The organism is Chitinophaga sp. Cy-1792 (genome assembly GCF_011752935.1).
In the GTDB taxonomy this organism is placed as follows: domain Bacteria; phylum Bacteroidota; class Bacteroidia; order Chitinophagales; family Chitinophagaceae; genus Chitinophaga.
This window is the reverse complement of record NZ_VWWO01000001.1, coordinates 107,119-125,503: the sequence shown is the minus strand read 5'-3', so window position 1 is coordinate 125,503 and position 18,385 is coordinate 107,119. Positions and strand designations below refer to the sequence as shown.

At 44.8% G+C, this 18,385-nt stretch carries 18 protein-coding genes; 12 read left to right on the top strand and 6 right to left on the bottom strand.

The annotated features are described in order from the left end of the window. Window positions 1-67 precede the first annotated feature (67 nt). Together F3J22_RS00560 and F3J22_RS00555 are read left to right on the top strand one after the other, a co-directional pair. Window positions 68-2,224, top strand: coding sequence for a TonB-dependent receptor (locus tag F3J22_RS00560; protein WP_167013246.1), 2,157 nt, complete (start codon window positions 68-70; stop codon window positions 2,222-2,224). A 28-nt stretch (window positions 2,225-2,252) separates the two neighbouring features. Continuing rightward, window positions 2,253-2,900: a hypothetical protein gene (locus tag F3J22_RS00555; RefSeq protein ID WP_167013244.1), complete on the top strand. Its 648-nt coding sequence runs from the start codon at window positions 2,253-2,255 to the stop codon at window positions 2,898-2,900. 87 nt (window positions 2,901-2,987) lie between these two features. Here the strand turns inward: F3J22_RS00555 and pdxA are convergent, their stop codons facing one another. Then, a complete protein-coding gene (pdxA, locus tag F3J22_RS00550) occupies window positions 2,988-4,034 on the bottom strand; it encodes a 4-hydroxythreonine-4-phosphate dehydrogenase PdxA (protein ID WP_167013242.1) in 1,047 nt (348 codons plus the stop codon). Between the two features lie 122 nt (window positions 4,035-4,156). Here pdxA and rsmA point away from each other — a divergent pair, with 122 nt between their 5' ends. The 4 genes from rsmA to F3J22_RS00530 all read left to right on the top strand — a co-directional run bounded on the left by rsmA (window position 4,157) and on the right by F3J22_RS00530 (window position 6,964). Next, window positions 4,157-4,909: a 16S rRNA (adenine(1518)-N(6)/adenine(1519)-N(6))-dimethyltransferase RsmA gene (gene rsmA, locus F3J22_RS00545; protein WP_167013240.1), complete on the top strand. Its 753-nt coding sequence runs from the start codon at window positions 4,157-4,159 to the stop codon at window positions 4,907-4,909. Beyond that, entirely contained in the window at window positions 4,906-5,835 is a 930-nt protein-coding gene (locus tag F3J22_RS00540) for an NAD(P)-dependent oxidoreductase (RefSeq protein WP_167013239.1), read from the top strand. The genes rsmA and F3J22_RS00540 overlap by 4 nt, the downstream gene beginning before the upstream one ends. A 183-nt stretch (window positions 5,836-6,018) precedes the next feature. Continuing rightward, window positions 6,019-6,492 (top strand): transcription elongation factor GreA, encoded by a 474-nt coding sequence (gene greA, locus F3J22_RS00535; protein ID WP_167013236.1) that lies wholly within the window; start codon window positions 6,019-6,021, stop codon window positions 6,490-6,492. 82 nt (window positions 6,493-6,574) lie between these two features. Continuing rightward, the gene (locus F3J22_RS00530) at window positions 6,575-6,964 is read left to right on the top strand and encodes an HIT family protein (RefSeq protein WP_167013234.1); all 390 of its coding nucleotides are present in this window, start codon (window positions 6,575-6,577) and stop codon (window positions 6,962-6,964) included. Here the strand turns inward: F3J22_RS00530 and F3J22_RS00525 are convergent, their stop codons facing one another. Both F3J22_RS00525 and ruvC read right to left on the bottom strand, forming a co-directional pair. Continuing rightward, window positions 6,965-7,660, bottom strand: a complete 696-nt coding sequence (locus tag F3J22_RS00525; RefSeq protein WP_167013232.1) for a response regulator transcription factor — start codon at window positions 7,658-7,660, stop codon at window positions 6,965-6,967. Window positions 7,661-7,839: 179 nt separating this feature from the next. Then, entirely contained in the window at window positions 7,840-8,400 is a 561-nt protein-coding gene (ruvC, locus tag F3J22_RS00520) for a crossover junction endodeoxyribonuclease RuvC (RefSeq protein WP_167013230.1), read from the bottom strand. A gap of 76 nt (window positions 8,401-8,476) precedes the next feature. On the opposite strand from ruvC, the gene F3J22_RS00515 reads away from it, so the two are divergent. The 3 genes from F3J22_RS00515 (at window position 8,477) to F3J22_RS00505 (ending at window position 11,069) form a co-directional block, all read left to right on the top strand. Then, window positions 8,477-9,421: a lysylphosphatidylglycerol synthase domain-containing protein gene (locus tag F3J22_RS00515; RefSeq protein WP_167013228.1), complete on the top strand. Its 945-nt coding sequence runs from the start codon at window positions 8,477-8,479 to the stop codon at window positions 9,419-9,421. Between the two features lie 9 nt (window positions 9,422-9,430). Further along, on the top strand, window positions 9,431-10,222 hold the full coding sequence (locus tag F3J22_RS00510) for a DUF3108 domain-containing protein (RefSeq protein WP_167013226.1): 792 nt from the start codon (window positions 9,431-9,433) through the stop codon (window positions 10,220-10,222). A 145-nt stretch (window positions 10,223-10,367) separates the two neighbouring features. Next, a complete protein-coding gene (locus F3J22_RS00505; RefSeq protein ID WP_167013224.1) occupies window positions 10,368-11,069 on the top strand; it encodes a response regulator transcription factor in 702 nt (233 codons plus the stop codon). Window positions 11,070-11,163: 94 nt separating this feature from the next. Here F3J22_RS00505 and ruvB read toward each other — a convergent pair whose 3' ends face one another. Continuing rightward, on the bottom strand, window positions 11,164-12,192 hold the full coding sequence (gene ruvB / locus F3J22_RS00500) for a Holliday junction branch migration DNA helicase RuvB (RefSeq protein ID WP_167013222.1): 1,029 nt from the start codon (window positions 12,190-12,192) through the stop codon (window positions 11,164-11,166). A 94-nt stretch (window positions 12,193-12,286) separates the two neighbouring features. Between ruvB and F3J22_RS00495 the strand changes: the two genes are divergently transcribed. The 3 genes from F3J22_RS00495 to F3J22_RS00485 all read left to right on the top strand — a co-directional run bounded on the left by F3J22_RS00495 (window position 12,287) and on the right by F3J22_RS00485 (window position 16,626). Next, a complete protein-coding gene (locus F3J22_RS00495) occupies window positions 12,287-14,392 on the top strand; it encodes a TlpA disulfide reductase family protein (protein WP_167013220.1) in 2,106 nt (701 codons plus the stop codon). Window positions 14,393-14,401: 9 nt separating this feature from the next. After that, on the top strand, window positions 14,402-15,724 hold the full coding sequence (locus F3J22_RS00490; protein ID WP_167013218.1) for a M28 family metallopeptidase: 1,323 nt from the start codon (window positions 14,402-14,404) through the stop codon (window positions 15,722-15,724). A 146-nt stretch (window positions 15,725-15,870) separates the two neighbouring features. Further along, a complete protein-coding gene (locus F3J22_RS00485) occupies window positions 15,871-16,626 on the top strand; it encodes a hypothetical protein (RefSeq protein WP_167013216.1) in 756 nt (251 codons plus the stop codon). Window positions 16,627-16,685: 59 nt separating this feature from the next. On the opposite strand, the gene F3J22_RS00480 is transcribed toward F3J22_RS00485, so the two are convergent. Together F3J22_RS00480 and F3J22_RS00475 are read right to left on the bottom strand one after the other, a co-directional pair. After that, a complete protein-coding gene (locus F3J22_RS00480) occupies window positions 16,686-17,537 on the bottom strand; it encodes an endonuclease/exonuclease/phosphatase family protein (protein WP_167013214.1) in 852 nt (283 codons plus the stop codon). Window positions 17,538-17,599: 62 nt separating this feature from the next. Further along, window positions 17,600-18,286 carry a peptidoglycan DD-metalloendopeptidase family protein gene (locus tag F3J22_RS00475; RefSeq protein WP_167013212.1) on the bottom strand — a complete coding sequence of 229 codons (687 nt, stop codon included), beginning with the start codon at window positions 18,284-18,286 and terminating at the stop codon, window positions 17,600-17,602. Window positions 18,287-18,385: the final 99 nt, after the last annotated feature.

Below are 18,385 nucleotides of genomic sequence, written 5' to 3'. Positions count from 1 at the left end.
ATTTGAGGCGTTCTTTTGCAGTCGTTTTCCGGGCACCTAATTTTGAGGAAAATCATCCCCTATAAACATGTTACTATTTAGCCGATTGCTGTTATTGATCACACTTTCACCTGTACTGCTCTTTGCCCAGGCAAAAATCAGCGGTAGGGTTACAGATACGAAGAAGCATCCCCTGGCTGGAGTAAACATCGCTGTGAAAGATTCATATGACGGTGCCACCACCAATGCAGAAGGAACATTTTCATTCGTCACTACCAATAAAGGCGTAATCACCATTACTGCAACATTACCAGGTTATCAGCCACTGGAAATGAAAGTTCCTGCTGATTCTGCAGGACAACTGAACATCATCATGAAAACAGGTTCCAATACACTGAAAGTGGTAACCATTTCCAGTGGCAGCTTTGAAGCCAGTGATGAGAAAAAGAATACCGTACTCAAACCGCTCGATATCGCCATGACGGCGGGTGCCGGAGCTGATATCGTTACTGCCATGAAAACATTGCCAGGTACGCAGCAAACCAATGATAAAGAAGGACTCTTTGTGCGTGGTGGTACCGGTTATGAAACTCAAACCCTCATCGATGGTATGCTGGTACGCAACCCGTTTTATAGCGGATTGCCGGATATGCCCGGCCGTGGCAGGTTTTCACCATTCCTCTTTAAAGGAACAACGTTTAGTAGTGGCGGTTATTCCGCGCAGTACGGACAAGGACTTTCCTCCGCGCTCATCCTCGAATCACAGGACCTGCCTACAAGGTCATCTTCCTCAGTGGGGGTATCTGTAATCGGTGTAAGTGCAGGGCTGGACAATCTCACTAAAGACAAAAAAACTTCCTACGGAGTAGAAGCTGATTATACTAATCTGGCTCCTTACTTTAACGTAGTGAAACCTAAACAGGAAGTGAATCTCGGCCCGGAGATCATCGGTACTTCGGCTAACTTCCGCCATAAAACTTCTAAAACCGGTATGCTCAAATTCTATGGCTACGCCAACTGGAGTAATATGGGCTTTACCAACAACAGTATTGAATATCCAGGTAGTAAAGAATCGTACCAGCTAAGAAACAACAACGCCTATACGAACATGACCTACACGGACAAACTGGGCCACGGCTGGAAACTCTACGCCGGCGCATCCTGGAGTACCAATAATGATCGTATCCAGACAGACACCTTACCTAAAATACCTTATCCTACCGGTATCAAAGTAAAGTCTGATCTCACCCAAACAAAACTGATGCTGACAAAAGGACTCGGACAGTTCAGCGCTTTACGCTTTGGTGGCGAATATCAGTACGCACAGGAGTCTGGTACATTCAATAATAATAAACTGACCTACGTAGATAATTATACCGCAGCTTTTGCAGAGGCAGATGTTTACTTCACACCTAGTCTGGCAGCGCGTTTAGGCGGCCGTGCAGAATATACTTCCGTGCTGGCAAAAGCTAATATCGCACCTCGTGTTTCGCTGTCTTACAAAGTAAGTGGTAATGGTCAGTTCACGCTTGCCTATGGCGACTATTACCAAAAACCTGAGCCGCAGTATATCCGCTTCGACAGGGGCCTCGACTATATGAAAGCAACGCATTATATCGCCAGCTACCAGTATGTGAGCGAGTTCCGCACCTTCCGTACAGAATTGTTCTACAAGAAATACCATCAGCTGGTGAAAACAGTGCCTGATTACAATAACAACGGTACCGGTTATGCACAGGGTATTGAGGTGTTCTGGAGAGATAAAAAAACAGTACGTAACCTGGATTACTGGGTGTCTTATTCTTATCTAGATACAAAAAGAGATTACCTGAATTATCCTTACCAGGTGCAGCCCGACTTTGCCGCTAATCATACTGCCAGCGTTGTATCCAAATACTTTGTAGAAAAGATCAGTACTAACTTCGGACTGACTTACAGCTTTGCCAGTGGCCGCCCGTACTACAATCCGAATTTGCCGGTGAGTAAGTTTATGTCTGAAAAAACAATAGACTACAACTCAGTAGCTGCCAGCGTAAGCTACCTGACATCTATCCGCAAAGCCTTTACAGTCATCGTTTTCCAGGTGACCAATGTGCTGGGTAACAAGCAGGTGTATGGCTATCATTATTCTACCGATGGTATGCGCAGAAGTGAAGTAGTGCCGAATGTGCCACGATTCCTTTACCTGGGGCTGTTTATGAACTTCGGCATCGACAGACGTCAGGATGTACTCAACAATTTATAATCAATAACTCCCATAAAACACAATTTATATGAAACGTATCTTCTTATCCTTGTTAATGATTGCCGGTGTTACCACCGCTACTATGGCTCAAAGCGCGCAGTACCAGGATGCTATGACCAAAAATATCAGTGATCTGGACAGCACATCTACCTTTAAGCCAGATGTTTTACAACAGAAAGCAAATGTATTCGAGCGTATCGCCAATGCAGAGAAAACCCAGTGGCAGCCTTATTATTATGCTGCATACTGCAACATCATGAGTGCTTTGATGCAACAGGATAAATCCAAAGTAGATGCTATGGCTGACCAGGCTGAAACAGACCTGACCCTGGCAGATCAGCTGAGTCCCAAGAACTCAGAAATCAGCTGTATCAAATCGTTGATTGCCACTGCCAGACTCACCGTGAACCCAATGGACCGCGCGCAGAAATACGGCCCTATGGCTGCCCAGCTGCTGGAAGAAGGTAAAACTTTCAACCCTGAAAACCCACGTGTATACTTATTACAAGGCCAGTCGCTGATTTATACACCAGAGCAGTTTGGTGGCAGCAAAGAAGGTGGTAAAAAATTACTGGAACTGGCGTTACAAAAATATAGCAGCTTCAAACCAGCCACTACACTGGATCCTACCTGGGGAGAAGGTTATGCAAAAGGACTCTTGAGCAATACAAAATAAGACTAGCAGACAGGTATGATGAATCAATAAAAAAAGACCGGGATTACCGGTCTTTTTTTGTTTTTATAAGAAGATGATCAACAGCAGCTATTCTGAAGCCAGTTCTGTTTTCTTGAGTGGATTTCTGGTGTTGTCAGCGTAGCGTTCGCGCTGCTCGATGATATCGAGGCAGGTGAAGATCGCTTGTCTGAAAGAAGATGGATCTGCCACGTTTTTACCTGCAATGTCGAAGGCTGTACCGTGGTCAGGGGAGGTACGCACGATAGAAAGGCCTGCGGTATAGTTGATACCTTCACCGTTTGCCAGGGATTTGAATGGAATCAGGCCCTGGTCGTGGTACATGGCCAGTACGCCGTCGAACTGGGCATACATTTCACGGGCAAAGAAAGCGTCGGCGCTGTATGGGCCAAAGGCCATGATACCGCTGTTTTTCGCCTGTTTGATGGCAGGGATGATCTGTTCGATTTCTTCGCTGCCGATCAGGCCATCATCGCCGGCATGTGGGTTGAGTCCAAGAACGGCAATGCGTGGTTTGTCTACGCCAAAATCCTTGATCAGGCTGCTGGTCATTAACTGCAGTTTGGCTATGATATTTTCTTTTGTAACAAAGCTGGCTACCTGTGCCAGTGGAACGTGCTCTGTGAGCAGGCCAACCCGCATGTTGTCGGCAGTCATGAACATCAGTACATCTTTGGCGCCAAAGGCGTCTCTGAGGTATGGCGTATGGCCGGTATAGTTAAAGTTCTCGCTTTGGATATTGTTTTTGTGGATAGGAGCGGTTACCAGTCCGGAGATATAACCATCCTTCAGGCATTGGATCGCTACTTCAAGTGCACGGGCAGCGTATTTGCCGCCGGCTTCGTTCAGTACGCCAGGGGTGATCTGTACTTCTTCCTCCCAGCAGTTATAAACATTCACCTGTTTGTGGTTCAGACGGGTGAAGTCTTTGATTGACTGATAGTTAAAATTATTTTCATTCATCAGCTTACGGTAGAAGTTGATGGTCTTATTGGACGCGAAGATCACCGGAGTACAGAATTCCATCATTCTGTTGTCCAGAAAGGTTTTGATAATAATTTCTGCGCCAATACTGTTTATATCACCTACGGTGATGCCTATTACCGGTTTGTTCATGTTGGGAGTACTCTTGCTTTATAACGCGTCAATAATGGACAAAGATAAGAGAAAGCTGACAGGTTTCAGCAAACCTGTTTTGACCATGGTTATTTAGCTTTTAGCTATCTTTGCGGCCAGTCATGTATACACTAAAGAAATCATTGGGTCAGCATTTCCTGACAGATGAAAATATCTGCCGGAAAATAGTTGAGTCGCTACCTGTAACAGAAGGCCAGCAAGTGCTGGAAGTGGGCCCTGGTGGGGGTGCCATTACAAAATACCTGTTGGAAATTCCGGGCATTCAATTCAAGGCGATAGAGCTGGATACCGAAAAGGTACAATACCTGGAGAAGACCTATCCTGCTATCAGGGGTAAGCTGATCAACGTCAGTATTCTGGATGCTGAGCTGCCTTTTGAAGGGCAATTCAGGTTAATCGGGAACTTTCCTTACAATATCTCCACACAGATCATGTTTAAAGTGCTGGATTGGCGCGAACAGGTAGATGTAGTGGTGGGTATGTTCCAGAAGGAAGTGGCTGTGCGCCTCGCCGCCGGCCATGGCAACAAGGATTATGGTATCCTGAGTGTGCTGTTGCAGGCATACTACAAGATCGAGTACCTGTTTGATGTCCACGAAAACTGCTTTAATCCTCCCCCTAAAGTAAAATCCGGGGTTATCAGGCTGACCAGGCTGGAACAACCAGCCAATGTGGTATCAGAGAGGAAGTTCCGGGTATTGGTGAAAACAGCTTTCGGGCAGCGCCGCAAGCAGCTCAGAAACCCGCTAAAACCACTATTTACAAAAGAAACACTGCAGGACCCTATTTTCAGCAAGAGAGCAGAAGAGCTCACTGTGGAGGATTTTGCAGCATTGACACATAAGATGATATGAGCAGGAAAGTATTAATAACCGCTAAAGTACATCCGTACCTGACAGACCAGCTGCAGTCTAAAGGATTTGAAGTGATATATGAGCCGAATATCAGCTATGAAGAAGTATATGCTGCTATTGGTGATTGTGTGGGCCTGATCGTAACCACCCGTATCAGGGTGGATAAGCATATTATAGACCATGCGCGTCAGCTGGAATGGATTGGCCGGCTGGGCTCAGGAATGGAGCTGATAGACGTACCATATGCAGAAAGCAAGGGTATCCACTGCGTAAGCAGTCCGGAAGGCAACCGCGACCCGGTAGGAGAGCAGGCTGTAGGTATGTTGCTGACACTCATGCATAATGTACTGAAAAGCAACCTGGAGCTCCGTAGGGGCATCTGGGAGCGTGATGGTAACAGGGCATGGGAACTTGGTGGAAAAACCGTCGCAATCATTGGATTTGGCCATACAGGTAGTACATTTGCCAATAAGCTGAAAGGCTTTGATGTGAACATCATTGCACACGATAAATATAAAAAAGGATTTGGTACAGCTGCTATCCGTGAAGTGAGTATGGAAGAAGTGTACCAGCATGCAGATATTGTGAGTTTACATTTGCCGCTGACACCGGAAACGATGCACCTGGCGAATGCTTCCTTTTTTGAATCCTTCGCACATCCGATCTGGTTTATGAATACTGCCAGGGGTAAGCTCGTAAATAACCGTGATCTGATTGCAGCACTGGAAAACGGACAGGTACGTGGTGCCTGCCTGGATGTACTGGAAAACGAAAAATTGAATACCTATTCAGCAGAAGATAAAGAGCAGTTACAGTATTTTCTGGATGCGCAGAACGTAGTGCTGACACCGCATATTGCCGGTTACAGCCATGAGGCAAGCATCAGGATGCCACGTGTTGTTTTGGAGAAGCTGAATATCATATAGACCCTTCCCGGGAGTAGTATATCCGCTATTTAAATTGTTGATTTTCAGCATATTTAAATATCGGAAAGTAAATTTTTTTCTCCCAGAAAATTCATTATATTTGCTATAGTACCAGAAAACAACGCTTCCATGCAAGTGGGGGCGTTGATTTTTTTTTCTTATAACCATAAAAAACAGCAGGTTATGTCTGGCATAAACTATGTTACGAAAGAAACCCTTGATCAGATGATGAATGATCTGAACGTCCTGAAAACAAAGGGACGTGCAGAAATCGCCAGGGCCATTGCAGAAGCAAGGGAAAAGGGTGACTTGAAGGAGAATGCCGAATATGATGCCGCCAAAGAAGCACAAGGTTTGCATGAAGCAAAGATTGCTACGCTGGAAAGTGCGATTGCAACATCACGCATTGTGGAGGCTGATTCCATTGACACTTCAAAGGTCTCAATTTTATGTAAGGTGACAATCACCAATATCGCGAATAAAAAAACAGTGACTTATCAGCTGGTTTCAGAGACCGAAGCGGACCTGAAAGCCGGCAAAATTTCCGTGACATCACCAATCGGTAAAGGTTTACTGGGTAAAACTGTTGGAGATGTAGCGGAAGTAACAGCTCCTACCGGGAAAATTAACTTTAAAATCGAAAGCATCAGTGCATAATGCACCTGCTTTTTAACGATATTTACAGGGCTTTGCGACAGCAAAGCCCTTTTTTATTTGTTTAAGAAAAATCAGTTAGACTATGACCATCTTCTCCAAAATCATTCGTGGTGAAATCCCCAGCTATAAAATTGCCGAGAATGACCGTTTCTATGCATTCCTGGATATCTTCCCGTTGGTGAAAGGGCATACGTTGGTTATTCCTAAGGTGGAGACAGATAAATTCTTTGATGTATCAGATGATTTGCTGCAGGAATGGTTAGTGTTTGCAAAGCCTATCGCACACGCCATTGAGGCCGTGATTCCATGTAATCGTATCGGTGTGAGTGTGGTAGGACTGGAAGTCCCTCATGCGCATATGCACCTGATCCCGATTAACTCGGCAGATGATATGAATTTTTCCCGCAGCAAATTGAAGTTGTCTGTTGAAGAATTTGAAGAAATACGTCAGGCGATTATAGCGCGCTTATAATTATTTCATTGGCACATTGAAGCGGAAACCTACGCCATGCAGTGTTTCGAGCTTAATATGTGGATCTGATTTGAAATGTTTCCTGAGTTTGGTAATGAATACATCCATGCTACGGCCCAGGAAATAATCGTCCTTACCCCATACATTGGCAAGGATATCTTCTCTTTTCAATGTTTTGTTGGGATTATTGCAGAGATAGAGTAGTAGTTCCGCTTCTTTTTGTGTTAATGAGATAGAAATTTCCCCTGATTCATTATAGAGACGTAAATCTTCATAATCAAATGTCAGGCGGCCAATATGGAAGATATTAACCTTATCAGGATTGGTGCCACGGGTTCTTTTCAGGAACACTTCGATACGGAGGATAAGTTCCTGCATACTGAAAGGTTTGCTGATATAATCATCTGCGCCGGTACGTAACCCTTTGATACGGTCTTCTTTTTCGTTTTTGGACGTGAGAAATAAAATAGGTACGTGATCATTCACTCTGCGAATCTGTTCAGCAAGGGCGAGGCCGTCTTTTTTAGGCATTACGACATCCAGAAGGCAAATATCGAAAGTGCGTAACTGGAACTGTTCCCAGGCGGCTTGTCCGTCTATACTATGCACTACATCGTAGCCTGCTTCTTCTAATCTTTTCTTCGTTGCTGCACCAATATACTGATCATCTTCCACCAATAAGATTCTTGCTTTCATATCTGCTTGATGCTGATTAAAATAAAAATATAGTTATGCAAATGCGGCATAACAGGTGATGGTCATTTTTCATAGTGAAGCTATTTTGCAGAGAAATGGCCTGTTAGCTTCTAATTTAGGATGATTTCGAATTTCAACAAAGTAACTACAATTTCCCAATTTATGAAATAATGCTTTTCTTACCGCACTATTCTGTCGGGGTTTTGTTTGAGGAACTCGTCCCATCCCTTTGATTTTGTGAGACCTGCGAGGGGATTGTTTTCCTGGTAGTAATGACAAACGGCTACTGCCAGCGCATCGGTCGCATCAAAGTAATCAGGACGGCTGTTGATTTTCAGTATGCGTTGCAACATCAGCCATACCTGTTCTTTATCGGCATTACCGTTGCCGGTAACAGATTGTTTAACTTTCTTCGGGGAATATTCACTTACCGGCAAACCGGCCTGCATCGCGGCAGCAATCGCCACTCCCTGTGCCCTGCCAAGCTTCAGCATACTTTGTACGTTCTTTCCAAAGAAAGGTGCTTCAATGGCAAAACAGTGTGGTTTGTGTTGCTGGATAATAGCGTGAACACTGCTATGTATCATTTCCAATCGTTCGTAATGGTCTTTATGTTTGGATAGTTTTACTATGTCCATTTCAATGAGACTGGCCTTTTTACCTTCTGTTAATATAAGACCATATCCCATTACCAACGTACCGGGATCTATTCCCAGAATTATTTTTGCCTTGTTTGCCAACCACAGGTTATTTTTGCGAAAACTTTGATATCTGAACAAAAGTACCAAAATAATTCTCAATTACGTAGTAGGCGGTGTGCTTTTCATCTGGCTGGCATGGTCGCTGTATACGCAGGTAATACACCGTGAAAACCTCCGTGAATCTATAGAACAGATGCGGGCGTCCCTGGACAAAAAAGGCTGGGCAGGTATTGTGCTTGTACTCATCCTGATGTTGTTTAACTGGGGATTTGAAGCACGCAAATGGCAGATCCTGGTGAAACCACTGGAACGCGTTTCGTTTATCCGGGCGTTTAGTGCCATCCTCTCCGGCGTTTCTGTATCTATCAATACCCCAAATCGTATAGGCGAGTATGGCGGGCGGGTACTCTATCTCCAGGACGAAAACAAACTGAAAGCCATTGCAGCCACTATTGTAGGAAGCTTTAGCCAGCTGATTGTGACTGTTATTTTTGGGTTAACTGGACTCTTCTATTATATCCATAGTCTCGCCCCCACAGGAGGTTCCCGATGGTTAGCCCCCGATTTTCTCGGAAATCTGGTCCTCGCTGCGATCGTAGTTATTTGCTCACTGACGATATTGTTATATTTTAGGCTGCAAATTATTCTGACTGTATTTGAGCGCCTGAAATTCCTGCATAAATTGAAGAAATATGTGCAGATAATCGGCAATTACAAATCGGCCGAACTCCGTTATCTGTTGCTGCTTTCCGCACTCCGGTACATGGTCTTCTCGGCACAGTATTTGATTTTGCTCGACGCATTGGGGATGGAATTTTTATGGTGGCAGGGGTTTCTGCTCAACAGCGTAATTTACCTGGTAATGGCCGTTGTACCCACCATTGCCATAGCAGAACTTGGAGTTCGCGGAAAAGTAAGTATCTTTTTCCTCGGTTTGCTTAGTTCCAACGATGTAGCCATACTGGCCGCTACCGGTGGAATCTGGTTAGTTAACCTGGTTCTGCCAGCATTGGCAGGTACCGTGCTCCTGCTCGGGGTAAAATTTATAAAGGAAAAATAGATTCTTGCAATGAGGTATCTGTTACTTATCTTATTAGGCCTGACCTGTATATGCCCCGCTAAAGCGCAGACCGACTTCTGCTCTATCCGAAACACCAGCTTTAAGGTGGGTGAAACTATCACCCTCAAAGTGTACTATAATCTGGGTAAAATGTTCATAGGCGCCGGAGAAGCCACTTTTAATGTTGGCCTCGAAAGGTATGCCAACAGAGATGTATACCATATCGTAGGAGAAGGTAAAACCTATAAAGCCTACGACTGGTTCTTCAAAGTACGTGACCGCTACGAAACCTACCTGGATACAGCCACCATGCAACCCCTGAAGTTTGTCCGCAACGTTAGTGAAGGTGGCTACAAAATCCTGAATAACGTTGTTTTCAATCAGGCCGGACACCAGGCAATCAGTACCAATGGCACTTTCACCGTTCCGCCTTGTATCCAGGATATTATCAGCTCTATCTATTACATGCGGAACATCGATTTCTCCAAATACAACGAAGGAGACAAAATCCCCTTCAACATGTTCCTCGATGATCAGGTCTATAATGTCTATATCCGTTATCAGGGTAAGGAAGATATAAAAACCAAATTCGGAACCTTCAGGGCCATCAAATTCAAGCCCCTGCTGATTAAAGGCACCGTGTTTGAAGGTGGCGAAAAGATGACCGTATGGGTCAGCGACGACGCCAATAAGGTGCCCCTGCGTATAGAAAGCCCTATTTCTGTAGGTAGCGTAGTAGTAGACATGGTCAACTACGGCAACCTGAGATACCCTTTCACCTCTCTCATTAAAGAACGATAATGACACAACCTTCGTGTATAGGTTTGCGTTATTAGCTAATACTACAGCAGTTTTAACAATTTTTTGGGCCGGCATGCCCGGGATTTTTACGACCTTCCATGCCGCAGAAAAAATTTATATTTGTTATAATCAACCCTTTATGATTATGGAAGAACGTAAACCGAAAATATTACTGGCAGAGGATGATACCAACCTCGGTATGGTACTGAAAAATTACCTGGAGTTAAATGATTATGACGTAGAGCTCTGCAGAGACGGTATCCTTGCGCTGGCGGCCTTCCGTCGTGAAAAATTCGACATCTGCCTGCTGGACATCATGATGCCTAACATGGACGGGTTCAAACTGGCAGAAGAAATCCGTGACGTAGATCCGGATATTCCCCTGTTCTTCCTGTCTGCCAAAACCATGAAGGAAGACATCATCCAGGGCTATAAACTGGGTGCGGATGATTATATCTCCAAACCTTTCGATTCTGAACTCCTCCTCCTCAAAATCAAAGCTATCCTGAAACGTAACCAGGAACTGCACAACAAAGAGGAAGAACAACACGAGTTCATCATCGCTTCCTACGAGTTCAACTCCCGCCTGCGTACGCTTACCCGTAACGGCGAAACACATACCCTGTCTCCAAAAGAGAACGAGCTCCTGCATATGCTTTGCGAGCACAAGAATGACCTGCTCCCCCGTGAGCTGGCACTCAAAAAGATCTGGGGCAGCGACACCTACTTCAATGGCCGCAGTATGGACGTATACATTGCCAAACTGCGCCGCTACCTCAAAGATGACAGCAACATCGAAATCGTGAACATCCACGGTAACGGGTTCCGTCTGGTAGTAAAAGAATAACTATCAACGAAGTCGCTGCTACCGGCAGCGGCCATATAACGAAAAAGGCGTCTCTACCTTGGTAGAGACGCCTTTTTCGTTATAAATAATATTGTTAGAAAAGCAGATTACTTCCTCCTTTAAACGGCGTCTTCCCTAAATGGGTATAAGCCTTCTCAGTCACTTCCCTGCCGCGCGGTGTACGCTTGATAAAGCCTTCCTGGATCAGGAACGGCTCGTAAACCTCTTCCAGGGTACCGGGTTCTTCTCCCACCGCAGTAGCAATGGTAGTAATGCCCACAGGGCCGCCCTTGAAGTTTTCGATGATTACCTGCAAAATGCGGTTATCCATCTCATCGAGGCCGTATTCGTCCACATTCAGGGCTTTCAGACTGAATTGTGCTATTTCCAGGTCGATGGTGCCATTACCCATTACCTGCGCGAAATCACGCACTCTGCGTAGCAATCCGTTGGCAATACGTGGTGTTCCCCTCGAACGGCGGGCAATCTCGCCGGCGGCATCAGAGGTAATCTTACTACCCAATAACCCGGCAGCACGCCAGATAATCTTCTGTAAGGTAACCGCATTATAATACTCCAGGCGGCTCTTGATGCCAAAGCGCGACAATAAAGGCGCCGTCAGTAAGCCACTGCGCGTAGTAGCGCCTACCAGCGTAAATGGTAGCAGGTTTAACTGTATAGAACGGGCACTCGGGCCTGATTCTATCATGATATCAATACGGAAGTCTTCCATGGCTGAATACAAATATTCCTCCACTACGGTACTTAACCGATGTATCTCATCAATAAACAATACGTCTTTCTCTTCCAGATTAGTCAGCAAACCTGCCAGGTCGCCCGGCTTTTCTATCACCGGACCCGAAGTTTCCTTGATATTCACACCCAGCTCATTGGCCACGATCCTGGACAGGGTCGTTTTACCCAGCCCCGGAGGTCCATGAAAAAGCACATGGTCCAACGCTTCCCCACGCATCTTGGCAGCTTTAATGAAAATTTTCAAATTTTCGATAATCTGGTCCTGACCCGAAAAATCAATGATTTCCCGGGGACGTATACTGTTCTCAAACTCAGTCTCAGCGGAACTGAGCTTCGTTTCATCTGGTCTTAAAGGTTGATCAGCCATATTTATTGTTCCCAAAAGTACGCAAATATTCACTGGCAGCTGCTACAATGTAATAGGCAAAAAATTATATTTATTATAATTAAACAGTGTAACAATGAAGTATCTCATCCAGTGCTGTTGCATGCTCTTTTTGTCAACAGTCGCATTTGCCCAAAAAGCCCCACGAACGCTCATCTACAAGGTCACCAGCGATTATTCTACTGATAGTAGAATCGACCAGCGTACCCTTTATTTTAAAGCTGAATACATAGAGCAGACGAAACAACGTACTGTAGTAGACTTTACCTTGTTAAGATTCAAAATAAAGTCTGCCTATGCCGATGAAAGCTATGTACCGGAAATATTTGATACAGACAGCCTGGATGCAAGTGCTTTTTATGGCTATAGCTTCTACTATTATGCACCGCTGATTGGTAAGAAATGCACCGTTGTAAGTAAAGATAGCACAGTGGCCTATTTGGGACAAAATGCGGATAGCCTGCGTATCGCTTTAACACGTGCGAAGAAACTCAATGATAATACGCGCGATTACCTGCTGCAAAATGATAGCGGCTTTTTAGGAACGGTAAAGTTCATCCTGCACCCCAAACCAGGTCCGGAAGTAAAGCTGGAAGAATTACCACTGACAAGCGTCTCCGGTCATTTTGATCAGGCATATGCATTTATGCTCTGGGATATGATGGAACAGGAGAAGGTGGCCAGAGAAGATAGCATAGGCACACGGGCTTTCCTGAATGCCAATAATCCAATCTATGGTAAGCGTGACTCCTATAGGATATTACGACTTCGCATGTTGCAGCATATCAGTTGGAAGGAATATCACCATGAACTGACTGCTATGCCCATTTACCTGCTTGAAGGACAAAGCTCAGACCTGTTTAACAAGATCAGCGGAATGGATGATCGTTTATTGATACCCACAGATTCAGTTGTAAAAATCATCGGCCTGATGAATAATTATTTCAGAAATTCTTTTTTTAAAGATGTCTTTCCGCAATCTATATTCTATGGTCTTCATCCCAAAGAGGATATATATAAAAAGGCATACGCTGCTGATACGCTGGTGACCAATAAATTGCTGGTATCAGCTATTCCACATATTAAAAACCTGGTAGGACCTATGTTGCTGATGCGTAAAGCGCTTGCTTCCACTGATACAGCAATGATCAGCAAATATGCGCAGGAGCTGGATAACTGTACTACAGATGATATCATCTATGGTAGTTTACCAAGATACAGGATCATGGTAGAAAATCATATGCAGAAAAATGGGCTGAAATCTGCTGCTGTAGCCTATAGAGATCATACCATACAGTTGGTGAAAGCCTTCAATGATAGTATAGCAGCTACTGGTACGAAAAATGAATACCAGAAACAGGTCAGTATTAATAAGGCAATGCTGGCCGATTGCTGGTACAGAAAATACCAGGATACCTATGCAACAGATTCATCAAAAGCATTTGAGTATTTGTTGAAAACCATTACAGACGGACCTTCCTCGAAAACAGAGGTGCAGCGTAGTTTTTACGATATATTCATGACGGAAGGAAAAGGCGAGTACATGGAAGAAGTAATATCATTGGCTGAAAAAACCGGCAGGAAAGATGTTGCCCTGGGTATGCTGGTAAAGCAACTGGGTATGGACAATAATAAGCTGGAGGTGTTACAGCAGTTCTACGAAAAGAACTATCCCGGGCAATTATTCAGTGAATTCATTACCAAAGAGCTGGTAGCCAGGTGGAAAACCGCGCCTGATTTCGATTTGCAAGGTACTGGGAATAAATATTATAAATTATCTGACTATAAAGGGAAATGGTTGCTACTCGATTTCTGGGGTAGCTGGTGCCAGCCATGTTGTGCAGATTTACCACATCTGAATGCGCTGGCGCTGCAGTTGGAACAGGACAATAACGGCGCAGCTGTTTTAGCCATTGCCTGTCATGAATCAGCTGTCACCAGTGAAAAGTACCTGCAATCTAAAGGTTATGGGCTGTCATCGGCATTTTCGGGAGATGGAACCGCTATCGGATTCGGGGTTACCGGATATCCGTTTAAAGTGCTAATTTCACCGGATGGGAAAATGCTGCCACTGCAATATGGGGAAGATTATGCTTCCATCCTGAAAAAATATATGGCAGCAGGAACCGGACAAGCCAACAAAACTTCCCCGGATCTGCAAACCAAATCTGTCCGGGACTAACATCTGATTATGAAAAAAAAATTGCTGCTGTTTATCGCCTCTGCCCTGACGGTAGGTAATACCTACGCACAGAAGGTCATTAAAGAAAAAGATGTAACACGTATTGTTTCCACACTGGCCAGCGATGATATGATGGGCCGTAAACCCGGTACCCCCGGTGCTTTGAAGGCAGCCCAGTTTATCAATGATGAGTTTAAAAAACTCAATCTTCAGCCGCTTCCCGGTACAATGTCCTACAAACAGGAGTTTACCAAATCAAGACTGATACAGCAATCAGCTGCTGTTGAAGTAAACGGTAAACCGCTGGACGCAAGTGTTTATGTATTAGGCAAAGCAAGAAATATAGATTGGAAGAAAGATACTGCGACCTATACTGAAGTATATATCCAGCAACCGAAAGACTTACGTAAATGGCTATACGCAAATAGCAAACTGCAGCATAATGTGGTGGTGTTTATGACGCCTGATATGCTGGAAGAGCACATGGCGGAAAGACTGCAATATATTTCGCAGAAATATTACGATACGCCCCAACAGATTGAGAATATAGAAGCGATGGAAACACCTTACAGTGTAACCGTTATTGTTAGTAGTCAACCGGTTTCTGCAGCTGATAACTGGACATTAAAAGCAGTACGTCAGATTGAATCTGTTCCTTTCACTAACGTGGCTGCCATGATACAGGGTAGCAGCAAGCCTGATGAATACGTGGTGTTCTCTTCTCACTACGATCACCTGGGTATACTGCCTGCGGTAGCTGGCGACAGCATTGCAAACGGTGCAGATGATGATGCATCAGGTACCACTGCAGTCATTGAACTGGCAAACTATTTTAAAGGTACAAAGCCGCAGCGCTCGCTGATATTTGTTGCATTCACCGCAGAAGAAATGGGTGGCTACGGTTCACAGTATTTCTCCCGGAAGCTTGATCCAAACAAGGTTGTAGCGATGTTTAATATTGAGATGATTGGTAAGGAATCCAAGTTTGGAAAGAACAGTGCCTTTATTACAGGATTTGAACGTTCTGATTTTGGAACCATTCTGCAACGTAACCTCAATGGCTCTACGTTCCATTTCTATCCTGATCCATATCCTGATCAGAATTTATTCTATCGCTCAGATAACGCTACCCTGGCTCGTTTGGGAGTACCGGCACATACGATCTCTACCACACAAATTGATAAGGATACTTTTTATCATACTGTAAAAGATGAAATCAGTACTTTAGACATGTCGAATATTACTTCCATTATTCAGGCGATAGCGACCAGTTCCGCTACAATCGTTAATGGTACGGACACGCCTACACGAATCAAGCAAACTCAGGAGTAGTCTACATTTCATATGAGTATCCGATAGCGCCTAACGTTATCGGATATTTCTTTTTAAAATAATCTCTGCGCGCACTTTATTCAAAAATTCTTCTTTATTTTTACCCCCGTTGACCCTATTACGTTTTTTATTAAAACCATATCAAGATGAGAACCAGAATCCTTCAATTCTGCGCTGCAGCGGGCATTTCAGCCCTCATGCTCGCATCATGCAACACCTCCGACATGGCACAGCCGGAGCAACAACCGATCGATGAAAAAAATGCTGCTGCAGTGAACTATGAACTCGAGTCTATCGGTTCCACAACATCACTTTCGGCGGATGCAACCGGCCGTCTGGCCACTATCACAGGAGATGCTTCCATGGCTAAAGCCAGCGGTGGTTTCGATATCACCTGGGATACTGCAACCGCACGTCTGAAAGAAATCAGCTTCGATGCTAAACGTGGAAAAGATCAGGTAGAGTTTAAGTTAACCACAGACAGATATGTCGATCTGCTGGCCATCCCAAGCAAACTCGGAGCAATTAAAATTCCTTTAGGTACTTACCAGCAGGTGAAAGTGACTGCCAAAGTACAAGGCGACAAAAAAACACCTGCAGTTATTCTTAAAGGCCGCCTGACATGGCAAGGCAAAGATATCCCTATGGATATCCAACTGTCTGGCTCCATTGACCTGAAAGCAACAGGAAAAGATGTTGTTGTTTCTGATAGCAGCATTGCCTGGAAAGGTAAATTACAGATCTCTATGGACCTGGTTATCAGCAAGCTTCAGGTGGGAGACTTTACAGGATCTTTCGACGGATCTAAAATCACTATTAACGTGGATGTAAACACAAGCGTTCACGACAAGCTGGAAGGCGCACTTGAAAACAGTATGTCAGTTGAACATACGCATGACTAATAAAAAGGAGCAATAAGTCCATAACCCGCATGGGTTATGGACTTGCGCTTATCAATTATTTATTGCAGCTGTAATTCCGCCAACACAGAAAAATGGTCAGATGCATATCTGCCACCCCAGGTTTCAGAAATGGTTGCATGCTTCAGTACAGCGATCTTATTCTTCAGGAAAATATAATCAATCGGTGCAGCTTCCACCTCCCCGGTATGCCATCCGTTGAAAGTGCCCACAGGACCAAAGTGTGGCGTCTTGCTCCTTTCTTTACTATCTGTTAAATGTAAGCGGTCACTAACGTCAGTGATGATACGAATAGGTTCATCATCCGGTGTAGCGTTGAAATCGCCGGTGATAATAGCAGGCGTAGTACCCGCAATTTTATTCACCTGCGCCAACAACAACTTCGCACTTTCCCTTCTGGCAATTTTTCCCATATGGTCGAAGTGTGTATTGAAGTGATAAAACAGCTTTCCACTCTTTTTATCCTTGAATTTTGCCCAGGTTACTACACGGTTACAGGCGGCATCCCAGCCCTTTTTACCGGCTACATCCGGCGTTTCCGACAGCCAGAATGTTTGCTGCTCCAATGCCTGCAAACGCGTGGTGTCATAGAATATAGCAGAGAACTCACCACCATTTTTTCCATCATCACGACCTACACCAATGGATTTAAATCCTGGCAGCAACTGACGAAGATCCTGCATCTGATCATACAATGCTTCCTGTACGCCCAGGGTGGTGACATCATAAAACTTAACGGTAGCGGCTACTTTGTCTTTACGGTAAGGCCATGCATTCAGACTGTCGTCAGGTGTGTTCATGCGGATGTTGAACGTCATGACATGTAAGGGCTGCTGCGCAAATACGCTGCCCGTAAATAATGTCAGCAGACAGCCGATTATTGCTTTCTTCATTGCTATAACGATTTAGCTGGTAAAAATACAGGTTGGCGGGAAATGATTACTGTTAAGTTTGATTAACGGATATGTTTATTGAGTTGCATCAGCAGGTCGGGGTCGGGGCAGTTACGCAGGTATTTTTCTTTCTCACTGAAACGGCAAACGCCGGGATAATCTCCCCGGTAATTTCCCATATCTTCTATTACCTGAAAGTGCAAATGAGGCGGCCATCCTCCGTTTTCGGCAGGAACGCCAAAAAAAGCCAGCTGCTGACCGGCGGTAACAGGCATATTCTCGTATAGCCCCTGGAGGTTAGTAATGCTGAGATGCCCGTATAGTGTGTGAAAAGTATAGCCATCCAGCTGATGTTGCAGGATAATGGTGGCGCCATAATCCCCGAAATGATCATTGAACCGGAAACTATGTATGTGACCATTTAAAGGCGCAAAAACGGGCGTTCCGGCCAGGCCCCATACATCTATGCCCAGGTGCAGTCTGCGGGGCTCTTCTCCGGCATCAAAATGCGGACTCACCGCATAGATCGTGCGGTGCTCTGCATAACCACCGATGCCCAGCCTGTAACCGTTGTCTGTAAGAGTGGTATCAATATACCTGCAAAATCGGTCCAGGTCTTCCAGTACCGACATCGTCAGACTGGTATTGTTCCTGGTGAAGTCCATAGCCATCAAGGATTCCGCGGGGTCCAGCAACTGGATTACCGGTTGAAAGGCAGACTGGTATTGAAGTAAAACATCCTGTAGCATAATAGGGATGCCGTAAAGGGCTTAATAAATATAGGTCTTTTCTCTTAAACAGGAACGGATAGGCTTGCCCGTGAGTAAGCTAACTTCTTTTCACGCAGT